The organism is Oerskovia rustica, from assembly GCF_014836555.1.
In the GTDB taxonomy this organism is placed as follows: domain Bacteria; phylum Actinomycetota; class Actinomycetes; order Actinomycetales; family Cellulomonadaceae; genus Oerskovia; species Oerskovia rustica.
The window spans coordinates 1-12266 of record NZ_JACSQQ010000059.1; the positions used below are offsets into that span (position 1 = coordinate 1).

A 12266-nucleotide genomic window follows, 5' to 3' on the forward strand; every position below is an offset into this window, starting at 1 on the left:
CCGCGGCGACGCTCGGGCCGGACGCGGACGTCGAGGCGGCGGTCGCCGCGATCGACGACGCGGTCCGCAGCGTCCAGGAGGACCTCGCGGCACGCGCCGCGAGGGCGACCGGCACCGCCGTCGAGGTCCTCACGGTCACGGCCGCCATGGCCGCCGACACCACGCTCTCCAAGGAGTCGGCCCGCAAGGTCCGCGACGAGCGGACCGTCCCCGAGCGGGCCGTGTGGGAGGCGGCCGGCGACCTCGCGGCACGCCTCGAGTCGCTCGGCGGCATGATGGCCGAGCGTGCGCACGACGTCCGCGACGTGCGCGAGCGCATCGTCGCGGCCCTCACGGGCCGTCGGGCGCCGGGAGTACCGGATCTCGACCACCCGTTCGTGCTCGTCGCGACCGACCTCGCGCCGGCCGACACCGCGACGCTCGACCCCGCGCGGGTCCTCGCGATCGTCACGAGCGGGGGAGGCCCGACGTCGCACACCGCGATCCTGGCCCGGTCGCTCGGGATCCCGGCGGTCGTCGCGGCGCCCCGGGCCACCGATCTCGCGGACGGCGAGACCGTCCTGGTCGACGGCTCGCAGGGCACGGTCGAGCGCGACCCGTCGCCCCAGGACGTCGCCCGGGTGCTCGACCGCCCGCGCGGTCCGCGTGCGTTCGACGGCCAGGGCAGGACGGCCGACGGCGTGCGGGTCCAGCTCCTCGCCAACGTCGCGGACCCGGCCGGGGCCGAGGCCGCGGTGGCCGCAGGGGCGGAAGGGGTCGGTCTGTTCCGGACCGAGTTCTGCTTCCTGGGACGCACCGAGGAGCCCGGGATCGACGAGCAGGTCGCGGCGTACCGTGCCGTGCTGAGCGCGTTCGGGGGCCGCAAGGTCGTCGTCCGCACGCTCGACGCGGGCGCCGACAAGCCCCTGCCCTTCGTCACGGCCGAGGACGAGCCCAACCCGGCGCTCGGCGTCCGCGGGCTGCGCACCGCCGTGCGCCACCCCGAGGTCCTGACACGTCAGCTCGACGCGATCGCCCAGGCCGCGGCCGCCGAGGAGGCCGACGTGTGGGTCATGGCCCCCATGGTCGCGACCCCGGACGAGGCCCAGGAGTTCGCGGCAGCCTGCCGGGAGCGAGGCCTGGCGACCGCGGGCGTCATGATCGAGGTCCCCGCCGCGGCGATCCAGTCGCGCTGGGTCCTGGAGCAGGTCGACTTCGCGAGCATCGGCACGAACGACCTGACCCAGTACACGATGGCCGCGGACCGGGAGACGGCGGACCTCGCCGCGCTCTCGACGCCGTGGCAGCCTGCGGTGCTCTCGCTCGTCGGCGCCGCGTGCGCGGGCGGGGCCGAGCACGGCCGCCCGGTCGGGGTCTGCGGGGAGGCCGCGGCCGACCCGGCCCTGGCGCCGGTCCTCGTGGGCCTCGGGGTCACGTCGTTGTCGATGACGCCTCGCGCGCTCGGCGACGTCGCAGCCGTCCTCGCTGCGACGACCTCCGAGCAGTGCGCGGCGCTCGCGAGGATCGCGGTGGCCTCGCCGACCGCGTCGGCAGCCCGTGACGCGGTCCGTGCACAGCTGCCCGTGCTGGAGGAGCTGGGACTCTAGCCGTCAGGGCGGTGCTGCCTCACCGTCCACCCCGCAGCACGCAGCCCGTGCCCCCTCGCAGGAGGGGGCACGGGCTGCGTGCTGTCGTGCGTTGGCCCTGCGTCGCCGTCGAGCGTGACGTCCGGGTCGCGGGATCCGTCACCGGACCGCCCGAACGTCACACTCGGTGACGGTGCCGGGACGAGAGGGTCAGACCGTCTCGCGCCCGAGGAACTCGGCCAGCGCGTCGAGGGCCGCCTCGGCCTCCGCGCCGTCGGTCTCGGTCGCGAGCACGACCTGGTCGCCTGCCGCCGCGCCGAGCGTCATGACGCCGAGGATGCTCGCGGCGTCCACGGTCTCGGCGCCTTCCTTGGTGAGGGTCACGGCGACGGGCTGCTTGCCCGCCTCGGCCACGAACAGCGCCGCAGGGCGTGCGTGGAGTCCCTCGGCGATGGCGACGGTGACGGTTCGTTCCATGACGTGCTCCTCCTGGAAGTGGTATAGACCAGTCCACTGTAGCGGAGGTGGGTGCGGACGGCGGCCCGGGGTGGGCGGGGCCGTGGCGCGCCCCCGGCGACCCGTGCACGAGGCGAGGCTCCGGACGCGGACGGGAGCGGCGCCGTCGGGCAGGAGGAGCGCGCCGACGGGACCGGGGACCCGACCGCCCTCAGGCCGAGTCCTGCTCCAGGTACGCCACGAGCGACTCCAGGGCCGCGAGCGCGCGGGCGTCGTCCGTCTCGGTCGACAGGACGGCGTCGTCGCCCGGGCCGAAGCCCGGACGCGTCGTGCCGACGGTCGAGGGCGAGGCGGCGTCGGGACGATCCATGCGCACTCCAGTGCTCCGGGCGGTTCGGTCGAGCAGCATCCTGCCAGAGTTCGAGGGGTGCTCTGGACGCCCCTGTGAACACCGCTCACCCGCTGGGTCTAGGGTGTCGGACATGCGTGAAGCGACGACGCCCGACGCCCAGCCGCCCGTCCAGGGCGTGGCCCGAGGGGGTGAAGCAGGCAGGGGCGAGGAGCCCCGGATCAAGGTCACGCTGTCCAGCGCCAGCGTCTACCCGCGCAAGGCGCCGTTCGCCTTCGAGGCCGCAGCCCACCTGGGCTACGACGGCATGGAGGTCATGGTCTGGTCGGACACGACCACGCAGGACGCGAAGGCGCTCGCCAAGCTCTCGGCCGACGTCGGCATCCCCATCCGCAGCGTCCACGCCCCGACGCTCCTCGTGAGCCAGCGGGTCTGGGGGCGTCTGCCCGGACCCAAGCTCGAGCAGACCGTCGACCTCGCCCTGGAGCTCGGGGCGCAGACCGTCGTCGTGCACCCGCCGTTCCGCTGGCAGGGCCTGTACGCGCGCGGCTTCGCGGACCACGTGCGAGAGCTCAACGCCGCCACGGGCGTCACGGTCGCGGTCGAGAACATGTACCCGTGGCGCGGGCGCAAGCGCGAGGTCCAGGCCTACCTGCCCGGCTGGGACCCGACCGACCACCCCTACGACGCCGTGACGCTCGACCTCTCGCACGCCGCCGTCGCACGCCAGAACAGCCTCGACCTGCTCGACGTGTTCGGTGACCGGCTGGCTCACGTCCATCTCGCCGACGGCACCGACTCGATGAAGGACGAGCACATGGTCCCCGGGCGCGGCACCCAGCCGTGCGACAAGGTGCTCGGCGAGCTCGTGCGCCGCGGCTGGGAGGGGGACGTCGTCGTCGAGATCGCGACGCGGCGCGCCCGCACGGCCGCCGAACGCTACGAGGACCTCGCGGCGTCGCTCGCGTTCGCGCGCACCTACCTCCAGCCCGAGCCGCACGCCGAGTACCAGCCGCCGCCCGGCCACGAGCACCGGCACCTGGACGCCTGGTAGGACCTCGGTGCCGAGAACGGGGTTGAGGTCGTCCCGTCGCCGATGCCGACCTCAACCCCGTTCTCGACCCCGGAACGCTGGCCTGCTAGCCCGCCAGCGCCGCCCTTGCGTCCTTCGCGGCCGTGCTCTGCGCGAACGCGGCGACCAGGATCACGACCCCGGTGACCACGAGGTACAGGCCCAGCAGCACCGTGATGGTCTGCAGTCCGGTCACGGGGCTCACGAGCACCAGGACGCCGAACACGACCCACAGCGCGGCCGTCGCGAGCTCCCAGTCCCAGCCCGGCTCGCGCGTGCGGCGGGCGCGCAGCGCCCCGACCAGGCCGATCACCCCCGCGACCAGCGCCCAGACGCCGACGAGCCGCAGCACGAGGGTCACGCTCGCCGACGGCCAGAACGCGAGGACGAGACCGATGACGATGCTCAGTCCTCCCACGACCCAGCGCCACACCGCGCCCTCGCCGTCCTTGCGCTGCCGCCCGGCCTCGACCAGGAACAGGATCCCCTGGAGGACGGCCATCGCCGCGACGAGCCACGTGAGCCACTGGATGCCGCGGTCCGGCGCGACGAAGAGCACGACGCCGATCACGAGGAACAGGGCCCCGCGCAGGTAGGCCAGGCCCCACAGGCGGCGGGCGATCTTGGTGGTGCGTCCGGTGAGGGACTCGTCCTGCTCGGTCATGGGATCCACCGTCCTCGCGCGGCCGGCCCCGCGGCGGGTCCGTGGGGCGTCGCAGGCCTCGTCCTCGGAACGTAGCGCGCGGAGGCGGCGGGCGCGCGGCGGGTTCTCCCGTCGACAGTTCCCCGCGGTCGAGAACGGGGTGGAGGTCGCTACGGGCGCCGGGACGACCTCAACCTCGTTCTCGGCACCTCGGGGAGGGGCAGGGGGAGGAGAGGGGTGGGGAGGGTCAGGGGCGTTCGTTCGCCCGGTCGATCGTCATCTCGACGCCGTCGAGCAGCCGGTCGAGCGACGCGTCGAACGGGTCGCTCGGCGCGTGGAACCCGCCCGCCTCCCAGATGCGCGTCATGACGGGGTAGCGCTCGACGTCGAACCAGTCGGCCCAGAAGCTGCTCATCGACGTCCAGTACTCGTCGCTGCTCATGCCGCTCGCGTCGTTCTCGACGGACTCGGCGACGGCTGCCCGCGCGAGCCCGCGCACGAACGCGTCGACCAGACCCAGGATCTCGACGACCCGCTCCGCGGACAGCCCGGTGTCGACGAGCGTCCGCAGCCCGGCCTCCTGGGCGTCGAGCACGTGCGGCGCCAGGGGCAGGCGCCACATGTTGGTCTGCAGGATCCAGGAGTGGCGCTGGTACAGGTGCCAGACCTCGCGCGCGTATCGCGACAGCCCGTCGCGCCAGGGGGCGTCGGCCGCGGGGAGGTCGAGCTCGGCGAACGCCCGGTCGATCATGAGGTCGACGAGCTCGGTGCGCCCGGGGACGTACGTGTAGAGGGACATCGCGCCCATGTCCAGGCGGGCGGCGACGCGGCGCATCGAGAGCGCGTCGAGGCCGACCTCCTGCGCGACGGCGATCCCGGCGGTCACGACCTCGTCGAGCGTCAGGCGCGCCTTGCGACCGCGGGTCGGCGGGGCGGGCGGGTCCCACAGGAGCGCGAGGCGCCGGGTCACGTCGGCGGGGCGGGGGACCTGGTCGGTCGGGTCAGGGGCGGTGTCGTCCGCGGACGAGTTGCCCTCAGACGCGTGGCCCTCAGACGCGTCGCCCTCAGACGCGTCGCCCTCCGGCGCGTCGCCCCCGGAGCCGGCGAGCGAGGCGTCGAGCGGCGCGTCCGCCGATGAGTCCGGGGTCCGGGCGGAGTCCACCCCGTCGGAGGGGACCGGGGCGACGGTGTTGCTGGCCATGGTGCCCGATCCTCCCACCTCCGCGCTGTGCCGGGAGACCCTTCAATTCCCGTACACCGTATGCTAGCGTGAAAACCTATTCCAGTACACCGTACGCGAGAGGCGTGAGCCATGATCCACACCGAAGGGCTGACCAAGACCTTCCATCGCAAGAAGGAGGTGGTCGAGGCGGTCAAGGGCATCGACGTCGACGTCCACGAGGGCGAGCTCGTCGCGTTCCTCGGTCCCAACGGCGCCGGCAAGTCGACGACCCTGCGCATGCTCACGAGCCTCCTCGAACCCACGTCGGGGAGGGCCGAGGTCGCAGGCTTCGACATCCGCACCCAGCCCGCCGAGGTCCGGTCGCGCATCGGGTACATCGGCCAGGGCAACGGGGGAGGGTTCTCCTACCGGGTCGCCGACGAGCTCCACAACCAGGGCCGCTTCTACGGCATGGCGGCCTCGGAGTACCAGCGCCGGGCCGCGGACCTCCTCGAGGCGCTCGAGCTCGACGGCCTCGGCAAGCGCACGGTCCAGAGCCTGTCGGGCGGGCAGCGTCGCCGCCTCGACGTCGCGCTCGGCCTCATGAACCACCCGCCGCTGCTGTTCCTCGACGAACCCACCACGGGCCTCGACCCGCACAGCCGCGCGAACCTGTGGGAGCACATCGGCGTCCTGCGAGAGAGGTACGGCATGACGATCGTCCTCACCACGCACTACCTCGACGAGGCCGACTCGATGGCCGAGCGCGTCGTCGTCATCGACCACGGCACGATCGTCGCCGACGCCCCGCCCGCCGCGCTCAAGCGCGACCACGCGGACGACGTCGTGACGCTCGTCGTCACCGGCACGTCCGGCTCCCAGGGCAAGGTGCCCGACGACGTCACGCGCGTCCGCGCAGCCCTCGCCCGGGTCGTGGGCGACGCCGGCGCGGGAGGTGCCGACGGGGCCGGGAGTGCCGACGGCACCGATGGCACGAGGCTGCAGGCGACCGTCGGCGCCGGGGGAGACGTCACGGTGACCCTGTCGACGACGCACGGCGCGGACCGTCTGCCCGAGGCGATCGAGTCCCTGCGGGTCGCGGGCCTCTCGGTCCGGTCGGCCGGGCTCAAGCAGGCGAGCCTCGACGACGTGTTCCTCAACCTGACCGGTCGGAGCCTGCGCGAGGAGGCGGCGTGATGGACGAGCAGACGAACCCCGGCCAGGGGGCCGAGCCCGAGGTCGGGCAGGTGGCCGGGCCGACGACCGGGCAGACGACCGGGCCGCGCAGCGGGACGAACCTCGGGCTCGACACCCGGACCGCACCACAGGCCACGGCGAGGCAGGCGACCGACCGGCGCTCCGACGTCGGGCGCTCCGGGGCAGCGAAGTTCCTCGGCGACACCTGGGCGGTCTTCACGCGCGAGATCCTCCTGGTCCTGCGCGACCCCTTCACCCTGATCTTCTCGCTGCTCCAGCCGCTGATCTTCCTGGGTCTGTTCGGGCCGCTCCTGACCGGCGCCGTGGGCGGCGGCATGGGCGGACCCGGCGGGTCCACGGCCGCGACGCTCCAGTGGTTCGTGCCCGGCGTGATCGTCATGATCTCCCTGTTCGGGACCTCCATGACGGGCTCGAACCTGCTCTACGAGATGATGACCGGCTCGTACGAGCGCGTCCTCGCGACCCCGCTCGACCGGTCCGCGATCCTCGTGGGCCGCGCGCTCAAGGAGTTCGCGCCGCTCGTGGTCCAGGGCCTGCTCATCGCGCTCGTGTGCATCCCGTTCGGGTTCACGTTCTACCCGCTGCACGCGATCGCGGGGCTCGCGCTCCTGGGCCTGTTCGGGATCGGCGTCGGTGCGCTGTCCTGCGCGCTCGCGCTCGCCGCGAAGAACCGCGAGTGGCTGTTCTGGGGTGTGCAGCAGTCGCTCCTGTTCCCGCTCCTCATCCTGTCCGGCATGATGCTCCCGCTCGAGGCCGGGCCGTCGTGGATGCAGACCGCCGCGAAGTTCAACCCCCTGACCTACATGGTCGACGCCGAGCGCGCCCTGTTCGGCGGGACGTTCGCGAGCACCGAGGTCCTGTGGGGCGTCGTCGCGGCCGCGGTCACGTGCGCCGTCGGCCTGTGGGTCGGCATCCGTCGTACGCGGAAGTCGGTGTGAGCCGCATGGGTAGGGTCACGTTCGACGTCGGGCTGTCCCTCGACGGGTTCGTCGCGGGACCGCACCAGTCCCTCGAGAACCCTCTCGGCGAGGGCGGCGAGCAGCTCCACCGATGGATGTTCGAGGAGCCCGAGGCCAACACGGCCGCGCTCGAGTCCGTCGCGGCACCCACCGCGTTCGTCATGGGGCGCAACATGTTCGCCCCCGGTCGCGGCCCGTGGGACGAGTCGTGGCGGGGCTGGTGGGGCGACGAGCCGCCGTACCACGCACCCGTCTTCGTGCTCACGCACCACCCGCGCGAACCCCTCGTCATGGAGGGCGGGACGACGTTCTTCTTCGTGACCGACGGGATCGAGTCCGCCCTGTCGCAGGCGCTCGCGGCGTCGCGGGACGGGCACGTCGGGATCGCGGGCGGCGCCTCGACCATGCGGGCGTACCTCGCCGCAGGGCTCGTCGACGAGTTCGGGCTGCACGTCGCGCCCGTGCTGCTCGGCGCGGGCGAGCGGCTGCTCGACGGTCTCGGCGGCCTGAGCGTCGAGCCCGGGCCCGTGAGCAGCAACCACCTCGTCACGCACCTGTCGTACCGCGTGGTGCGGGGGCTCGTCGGGGAGTGACGTCGACGTCGAGCGGGCCGTGGCGGAGAAGTGGCTCGTGTGGGAGACGGAGGTCGGCGCGGTCGAGGCGCCTGGACAGGGGGCGGCGCGGGGCGTTGCGGCCGCGCGGCGGCCACGCCAGGATGTCCGGCATGACGCCGCCCGCACCCGCCCCCCGTCCTCGTCCCCGCAGCCGTGGCGCCGTGCTCGGCCTCGTGGTCGGGGTGCTCCTCGTGGGCGTGGGGGCGTGGCTCGCGTCGCGGCCCTACTGGTGGACCTCGTTCGGGTGGTTCGCCTACGCCCCGCTCGCGGACACGACGTTCGTGCCGCCGAGGCCGTGGGCGCAGACCCTCGGGATGGTCGCGCTGGGGGTCGGGCTGCTGGTGCTCGGCTTCGTCGCCGGGTGGGTGGTCGCGAGGCGTCGGGGCGGGCAGGCCGAACCGGTCGACCCGCCGAGATAGAGGGCCGCGGGAGAATCGATCCCGTGACCTCTGCGAACCCTCCCTACCGACTGGCCCTCCTCGACCTCGACGGGACGCTGACCGACTCGGCCCCCGGCATCCTGTCCTCGGTCCGCCACGCCTACGCGACCCTCGGGATCGCGCCGCCGACCGACGAGGCCCTGCGGCTGTTCGTCGGACCGCCCCTCGCCGAGACGTTCGCGCTGCACGGCGTCCCGGCGGACCGGGTCCCCGAGGCGGTCGCGGCGTACCGCGACGTCTACGCCGCCGGGCGCATGATGGAGAACTCGCTCTACCCCGGCATCCTCGAGTGCCTGACGGCGGTGCGCGACGCAGGCGTCCGGCTCGCGGTCGCGACCTCCAAGCCCGAGGTCTACGCGCGCCGCATCACCGCGCACTTCGGGATCGACCCCCTCGTCGAGGGCGTCTACGGCGCGACCCTGGACGGGACGCGTGGCTCGAAGGCGGACGTGATCGCGCACGCGCTCGCGGCCACGTCGCCCGCCGACGCGCCGCCGCGCGAGGAGATCGTCATGGTCGGCGACCGGGAGCACGACGTGCTCGGGGCCGCCGCGCACGGCATCGGGTGCCTCGGCGTCTCGTGGGGATACGCGGCGCCGGGCGAGCTCGAGGAGGCGGGCGCCCTCCGGGTCGTGACGACCACCGACGAGCTCGCGCGGGTGCTGCGAGGGGAGTGACGCCGTCGGGCCGGAAGCGACCGAGGGTTGACCTTGACGTAACGTCAACTTCTAGGGTCGATCGTGCTGCCTCACCCGAGGCGTCCAGGACCCTGGGAAGGAGGACGCATGACCACGCCCACACCGGAACCCGCGACCGACTGGTCCATCCAGGAGATCGCCCGCCTCGCCGGGACAACGAGCCGCACGCTGCGTCACTACGACGACGTCGGGCTGCTCGCGCCCAGCCGGGTCGGGCACAACGGCTACCGGTACTACGACGGGCCCGCGCTCGTCCGGCTCCAGCGGATCCTCCTCCTGCGGGACCTCGGCGTCGGCCTCCCGGCCGTCGCCGAGATCCTGGGGCGGGACGAGGAGGAGAGCCCCGCCGTGCAGGCGCACGCCCTGCGGACCCACCTGGACGCCCTCCGGGCCGAGCAGCAGCGGCTGGCGCGACAGATCGCGTCGGTCGAGCGCACGATCACGACCATGGAAGGAGGTGGGCGACTCATGGCGGACGACATGTTCGACGGGTTCGACCACACGAAGCACGAGGCAGAGGTCACCGAGCGGTGGGGGGCCGAGGCCTACCGGACGGGCGACACCTGGTGGCGCGGGCTGTCCGCGCAGGACAAGGCGGCCTACCAGGAGCGGACCCGGCAGCTCGCCGCGGACTGGACGGCCGCGGCACAGGCGGGCGTCACGCCCGAGAGCGACGAGGCGCAGGCGCTCGCGGAGCGGCACGTCGAGTGGCTGAGCAGCATCCCGGGCACCCCGGGCCACGGTGGGGCGCCGGTCAAGGAGTACGTCGTCGGGCTCGGGGAGATGTACGTGACCGACGAGCGGTTCGCCGCGAACTACGGCGGCGTCGAGGGCGCGCGCCTGGTTCGCGACGCCCTGGCGGTGTACGCGGACCGGACCCTGTAGGCCGCCGGCGGAGGCCGAGGTAGACCCGTGCGCGCGAGGTAGACCCTAGGGAGGTCTACCTCGCGCGCACGGGTCTACCTCGGCGGCGCCGCCAGGGAACGCGCCGGCAGGATGATCGGCGCACCGCCGTCGGGGTGCTCGACCACCTCGACCGGGTAGTCGTACACCTCGCTCAGCAGGCCGGCCGTCAGGACCTCGCGAGGAGAACCGTCGGCCACGACGCGCCCGCCGGACAGCAGGGTGACCTGGTCCGCGTAGGCCGACGCGAGGCCCAGGTCGTGCACGACGACGACCACGGCGCCACCGGCCGCCGCGTGGCGGCGCGCGATCTGGAGCACGAGCTCCTGGTGCTTGAGGTCGAGCGCGGCGGTCGGCTCGTCGAGCATGAGCAGCCCGGTCCGCTGGGCCAGGACGCGGGCGAGCGCGACGCGCGCCCTCTCGCCCCCGGACAGCGACGGGAAGTGCCGGCCCGCGAGGTGCGACACGTCGGTCGCGGCGAGAGACTCGGCCACGACCTCGTCGTCGAGCTCCTCCAGGGGCGTCCCGCGCCAGGGCGCGCGACCCATCTGGACCACGTCGAGCGACGTGAACGGGAAGCTGAGGTGGATCTGCTGCATGAGCACGGCCCGGCGCATCGCGAGCTCGGTCGGCGTCCAGGACCGCAGGGGAGCGCCGTCCACCAGCACCGACCCGTCGTCGAGCGGCAGGTCGCCCGTGAGCGCCCCGAGCAGCGAGGACTTGCCCGCACCGTTGGGGCCGAGCAGCGCGCGCACCTCGCCCGCGCGGACCTGGACGGACACGTCGCGCAGCACGGGCGTCCCGTCGAGCGAGAGCGTCGCGTCGCGCGCCTCGGTCACGACGTCGCCGGCCACCGCGACAGAGGGCAGCCGCGACGACCGTCGCCGCCCCGTGACCGCGGTCCGCAGCGACGACAAGAAGCTGCTGCCCTCGTGGCGCGAGTCGAGCTCGACCAGTGTGCGGCTCATGCCCAGCCTCCTTGCCGCGAGCGCGTGCGGCGCAGCAGGTAGAAGAAGAACGGCCCGCCCACGAGCGAGGTGATCATGCCGAGCGGCAGCTCGACGTTGTCGACGAGCGAGCGTGAGACCAGGTCCGCGAGGAGCAGCACCACGGCGCCGCCGAGCGTCGAGGCCGGGATGAGCCAGCGGTGGCTCGGCCCGCAGACCATGCGGACCAGGTGCGGGACCACGAGCCCGACGAACGCGATGATCCCCGTGAACGCCACCCCCGCGGAGACGAGCAGCGCCACGAGGACGATGACGATCTGGCGCAGCCGCTCGACTTCCACGCCGAGGTGGTGCGCGGCGCGCTCCCCGAGGGACAGGAGGTCCATCTGGCGGCGCAGCAGCATCGCGCCGGTCACGCCGACGACCGCGATGGGTGCGACGACCGCGACCGACCCCCACGTGGCCCCGCCGAGGGAGCCGAGCTGCCAGAACACGATCTGCTCGCGCGCGGCAGGGTCGGCGACGAACGTGAAGAACGCGAGCAGCCCGCCCGCGAACGCGTTGACCGCGATGCCCGTGAGCACGAGCGTCACGACCTCGGTCCGGCCTCCCGAGCGGGAGAGCGCGTAGACGAGGAACGTCGTGATCAGGCCGCCCAGGAAAGCCGCGGCGGCGACCCACGTCCCCGACACGAGCGAGCCCGCGGTGACGATGACGGCGCACGCGCCCACGGCCGCGCCCGCCGAGACCCCGATCACGCCGGGCTCGGCGAGCGGGTTGCCGAACACGCCCTGCATGAGCGCGCCCGAGCACGCGAGCGCGGCCCCGACCAGGATCGCGAGGACCACGCGCGGGAAGCGCACGACCCACAGCGTGTTCTCGCCCTGCGGGTGCGAGGGCATGGGGCCGATGTTCAGGCCCATGTGGTGCATGAGCGAGCCGAGGACCTCTGACGGGGACACGGGCACCTGCCCGGTCATGCCGGACAGCACCGTGAGCACGACCAGCGCGACGCCCAGGCCGACCATGAGCCAGGTCGCGGCACGTCGCCGCGACCTCCCTACGCCGGGGAGCGCGGCCTGCGCACCGCCGGCAGCACCAGCACCACCCGGCCCGACGGCGCCGCGCACCGGTCCGTCCGGCTCGCCGCCGGTGGTGCTCGTCGCGCGCGGGGTGCGCTGCTCGGTGGTGAGGGAACCCGCGGTGGTGCGCGACGGCGGCGGGCCGGCGGGGCCAGAGG

General features: G+C 73.8%; 14 protein-coding genes. 8 read left to right on the forward strand and 6 right to left on the reverse strand.

Going from position 1 to position 12266, the window contains the following annotated elements:
* The coding region (gene ptsP, locus H9652_RS19040) for a phosphoenolpyruvate--protein phosphotransferase (RefSeq protein WP_191798335.1) at positions 1-1586 on the forward strand (1586 nt) is incomplete at its 5' end.
* A gap of 189 nt (positions 1587-1775) precedes the next feature.
* Here the strand turns inward: ptsP and H9652_RS19045 are convergent.
* Both H9652_RS19045 and H9652_RS19050 read right to left on the reverse strand, forming a co-directional pair.
* Positions 1776-2042: an HPr family phosphocarrier protein gene (locus tag H9652_RS19045; protein WP_030150259.1), complete on the reverse strand. Its 267-nt coding sequence runs from the start codon at positions 2040-2042 to the stop codon at positions 1776-1778.
* Between the two features lie 190 nt (positions 2043-2232).
* On the reverse strand, positions 2233-2391 hold the full coding sequence (locus H9652_RS19050) for a hypothetical protein (protein WP_191798337.1): 159 nt from the start codon (positions 2389-2391) through the stop codon (positions 2233-2235).
* A gap of 112 nt (positions 2392-2503) precedes the next feature.
* Between H9652_RS19050 and H9652_RS19055 the strand changes: the two genes are divergently transcribed.
* Positions 2504-3424: a sugar phosphate isomerase/epimerase family protein gene (locus H9652_RS19055; protein ID WP_191798339.1), complete on the forward strand. Its 921-nt coding sequence runs from the start codon at positions 2504-2506 to the stop codon at positions 3422-3424.
* An 85-nt stretch (positions 3425-3509) separates the two neighbouring features.
* On the opposite strand, the gene H9652_RS19060 is transcribed toward H9652_RS19055, so the two are convergent.
* Together H9652_RS19060 and H9652_RS19065 are read right to left on the reverse strand one after the other, a co-directional pair.
* Positions 3510-4106, reverse strand: coding sequence for an HdeD family acid-resistance protein (locus H9652_RS19060; protein WP_191798341.1), 597 nt, complete (start codon positions 4104-4106; stop codon positions 3510-3512).
* Positions 4107-4332: 226 nt separating this feature from the next.
* Positions 4333-5286, reverse strand: coding sequence for a TetR/AcrR family transcriptional regulator (locus H9652_RS19065; RefSeq protein ID WP_225228493.1), 954 nt, complete (start codon positions 5284-5286; stop codon positions 4333-4335).
* Between the two features lie 111 nt (positions 5287-5397).
* Here H9652_RS19065 and H9652_RS19070 point away from each other — a divergent pair, with 111 nt between their 5' ends.
* From H9652_RS19070 to H9652_RS19095, 6 genes are all read left to right on the forward strand, one after another.
* The gene (locus H9652_RS19070; RefSeq protein WP_191798343.1) at positions 5398-6444 is read left to right on the forward strand and encodes an ABC transporter ATP-binding protein; all 1047 of its coding nucleotides are present in this window, start codon (positions 5398-5400) and stop codon (positions 6442-6444) included.
* Entirely contained in the window at positions 6444-7403 is a 960-nt protein-coding gene (locus H9652_RS19075; RefSeq protein WP_225228494.1) for an ABC transporter permease, read from the forward strand. Before H9652_RS19070 ends, H9652_RS19075 begins: the two co-directional genes overlap by 1 nt.
* Positions 7404-7408: 5 nt before the next feature.
* A complete protein-coding gene (locus tag H9652_RS19080) occupies positions 7409-8017 on the forward strand; it encodes a dihydrofolate reductase family protein (protein ID WP_191798345.1) in 609 nt (202 codons plus the stop codon).
* A 131-nt stretch (positions 8018-8148) separates the two neighbouring features.
* Positions 8149-8457 carry a hypothetical protein gene (locus H9652_RS19085; protein ID WP_225228495.1) on the forward strand — a complete coding sequence of 103 codons (309 nt, stop codon included), beginning with the start codon at positions 8149-8151 and terminating at the stop codon, positions 8455-8457.
* A 23-nt stretch (positions 8458-8480) separates the two neighbouring features.
* Positions 8481-9155, forward strand: coding sequence for an HAD hydrolase-like protein (locus H9652_RS19090; RefSeq protein WP_191798349.1), 675 nt, complete (start codon positions 8481-8483; stop codon positions 9153-9155).
* Positions 9156-9263: 108 nt separating this feature from the next.
* Entirely contained in the window at positions 9264-10061 is a 798-nt protein-coding gene (locus H9652_RS19095) for a MerR family transcriptional regulator (RefSeq protein ID WP_191798351.1), read from the forward strand.
* Positions 10062-10135: 74 nt separating this feature from the next.
* Here the strand turns inward: H9652_RS19095 and H9652_RS19100 are convergent, their stop codons facing one another.
* Both H9652_RS19100 and H9652_RS19105 read right to left on the reverse strand, forming a co-directional pair.
* Positions 10136-11047 carry a heme ABC transporter ATP-binding protein gene (locus H9652_RS19100; protein WP_191798353.1) on the reverse strand — a complete coding sequence of 304 codons (912 nt, stop codon included), beginning with the start codon at positions 11045-11047 and terminating at the stop codon, positions 10136-10138.
* Positions 11044-12266: FecCD family ABC transporter permease (locus tag H9652_RS19105; protein ID WP_404822064.1), on the reverse strand; the 1223-nt coding region annotated here is incomplete at its 5' end. The genes H9652_RS19105 and H9652_RS19100, both read right to left, overlap by 4 nt.

Excerpts from the sequence above, each read along its gene's own strand:
- H9652_RS19050 (WP_191798337.1), bottom strand. The coding sequence starts at position 2,391 with ATGGATCGTCCCGACGCCGCCTCGCCCTCGACCGTCGGCACGACGCGT.
- H9652_RS19095 (WP_191798351.1), top strand. The coding sequence starts at position 9,264 with ATGACCACGCCCACACCGGAACCCGCGACCGACTGGTCCATCCAGGAG.
- H9652_RS19100 (WP_191798353.1), bottom strand. The coding sequence starts at position 11,047 with ATGAGCCGCACACTGGTCGAGCTCGACTCGCGCCACGAGGGCAGCAGC.
- H9652_RS19065 (WP_225228493.1), bottom strand. The coding sequence starts at position 5,286 with ATGGCCAGCAACACCGTCGCCCCGGTCCCCTCCGACGGGGTGGACTCC.
- H9652_RS19045 (WP_030150259.1), bottom strand. The coding sequence starts at position 2,042 with ATGGAACGAACCGTCACCGTCGCCATCGCCGAGGGACTCCACGCACGC.
- H9652_RS19060 (WP_191798341.1), bottom strand. The coding sequence starts at position 4,106 with ATGACCGAGCAGGACGAGTCCCTCACCGGACGCACCACCAAGATCGCC.
- H9652_RS19075 (WP_225228494.1), top strand. The coding sequence starts at position 6,444 with ATGGACGAGCAGACGAACCCCGGCCAGGGGGCCGAGCCCGAGGTCGGG.
- H9652_RS19080 (WP_191798345.1), top strand. The coding sequence starts at position 7,409 with ATGGGTAGGGTCACGTTCGACGTCGGGCTGTCCCTCGACGGGTTCGTC.
- H9652_RS19085 (WP_225228495.1), top strand. The coding sequence starts at position 8,149 with ATGACGCCGCCCGCACCCGCCCCCCGTCCTCGTCCCCGCAGCCGTGGC.
- H9652_RS19055 (WP_191798339.1), top strand. The coding sequence starts at position 2,504 with ATGCGTGAAGCGACGACGCCCGACGCCCAGCCGCCCGTCCAGGGCGTG.
- H9652_RS19070 (WP_191798343.1), top strand. The coding sequence starts at position 5,398 with ATGATCCACACCGAAGGGCTGACCAAGACCTTCCATCGCAAGAAGGAG.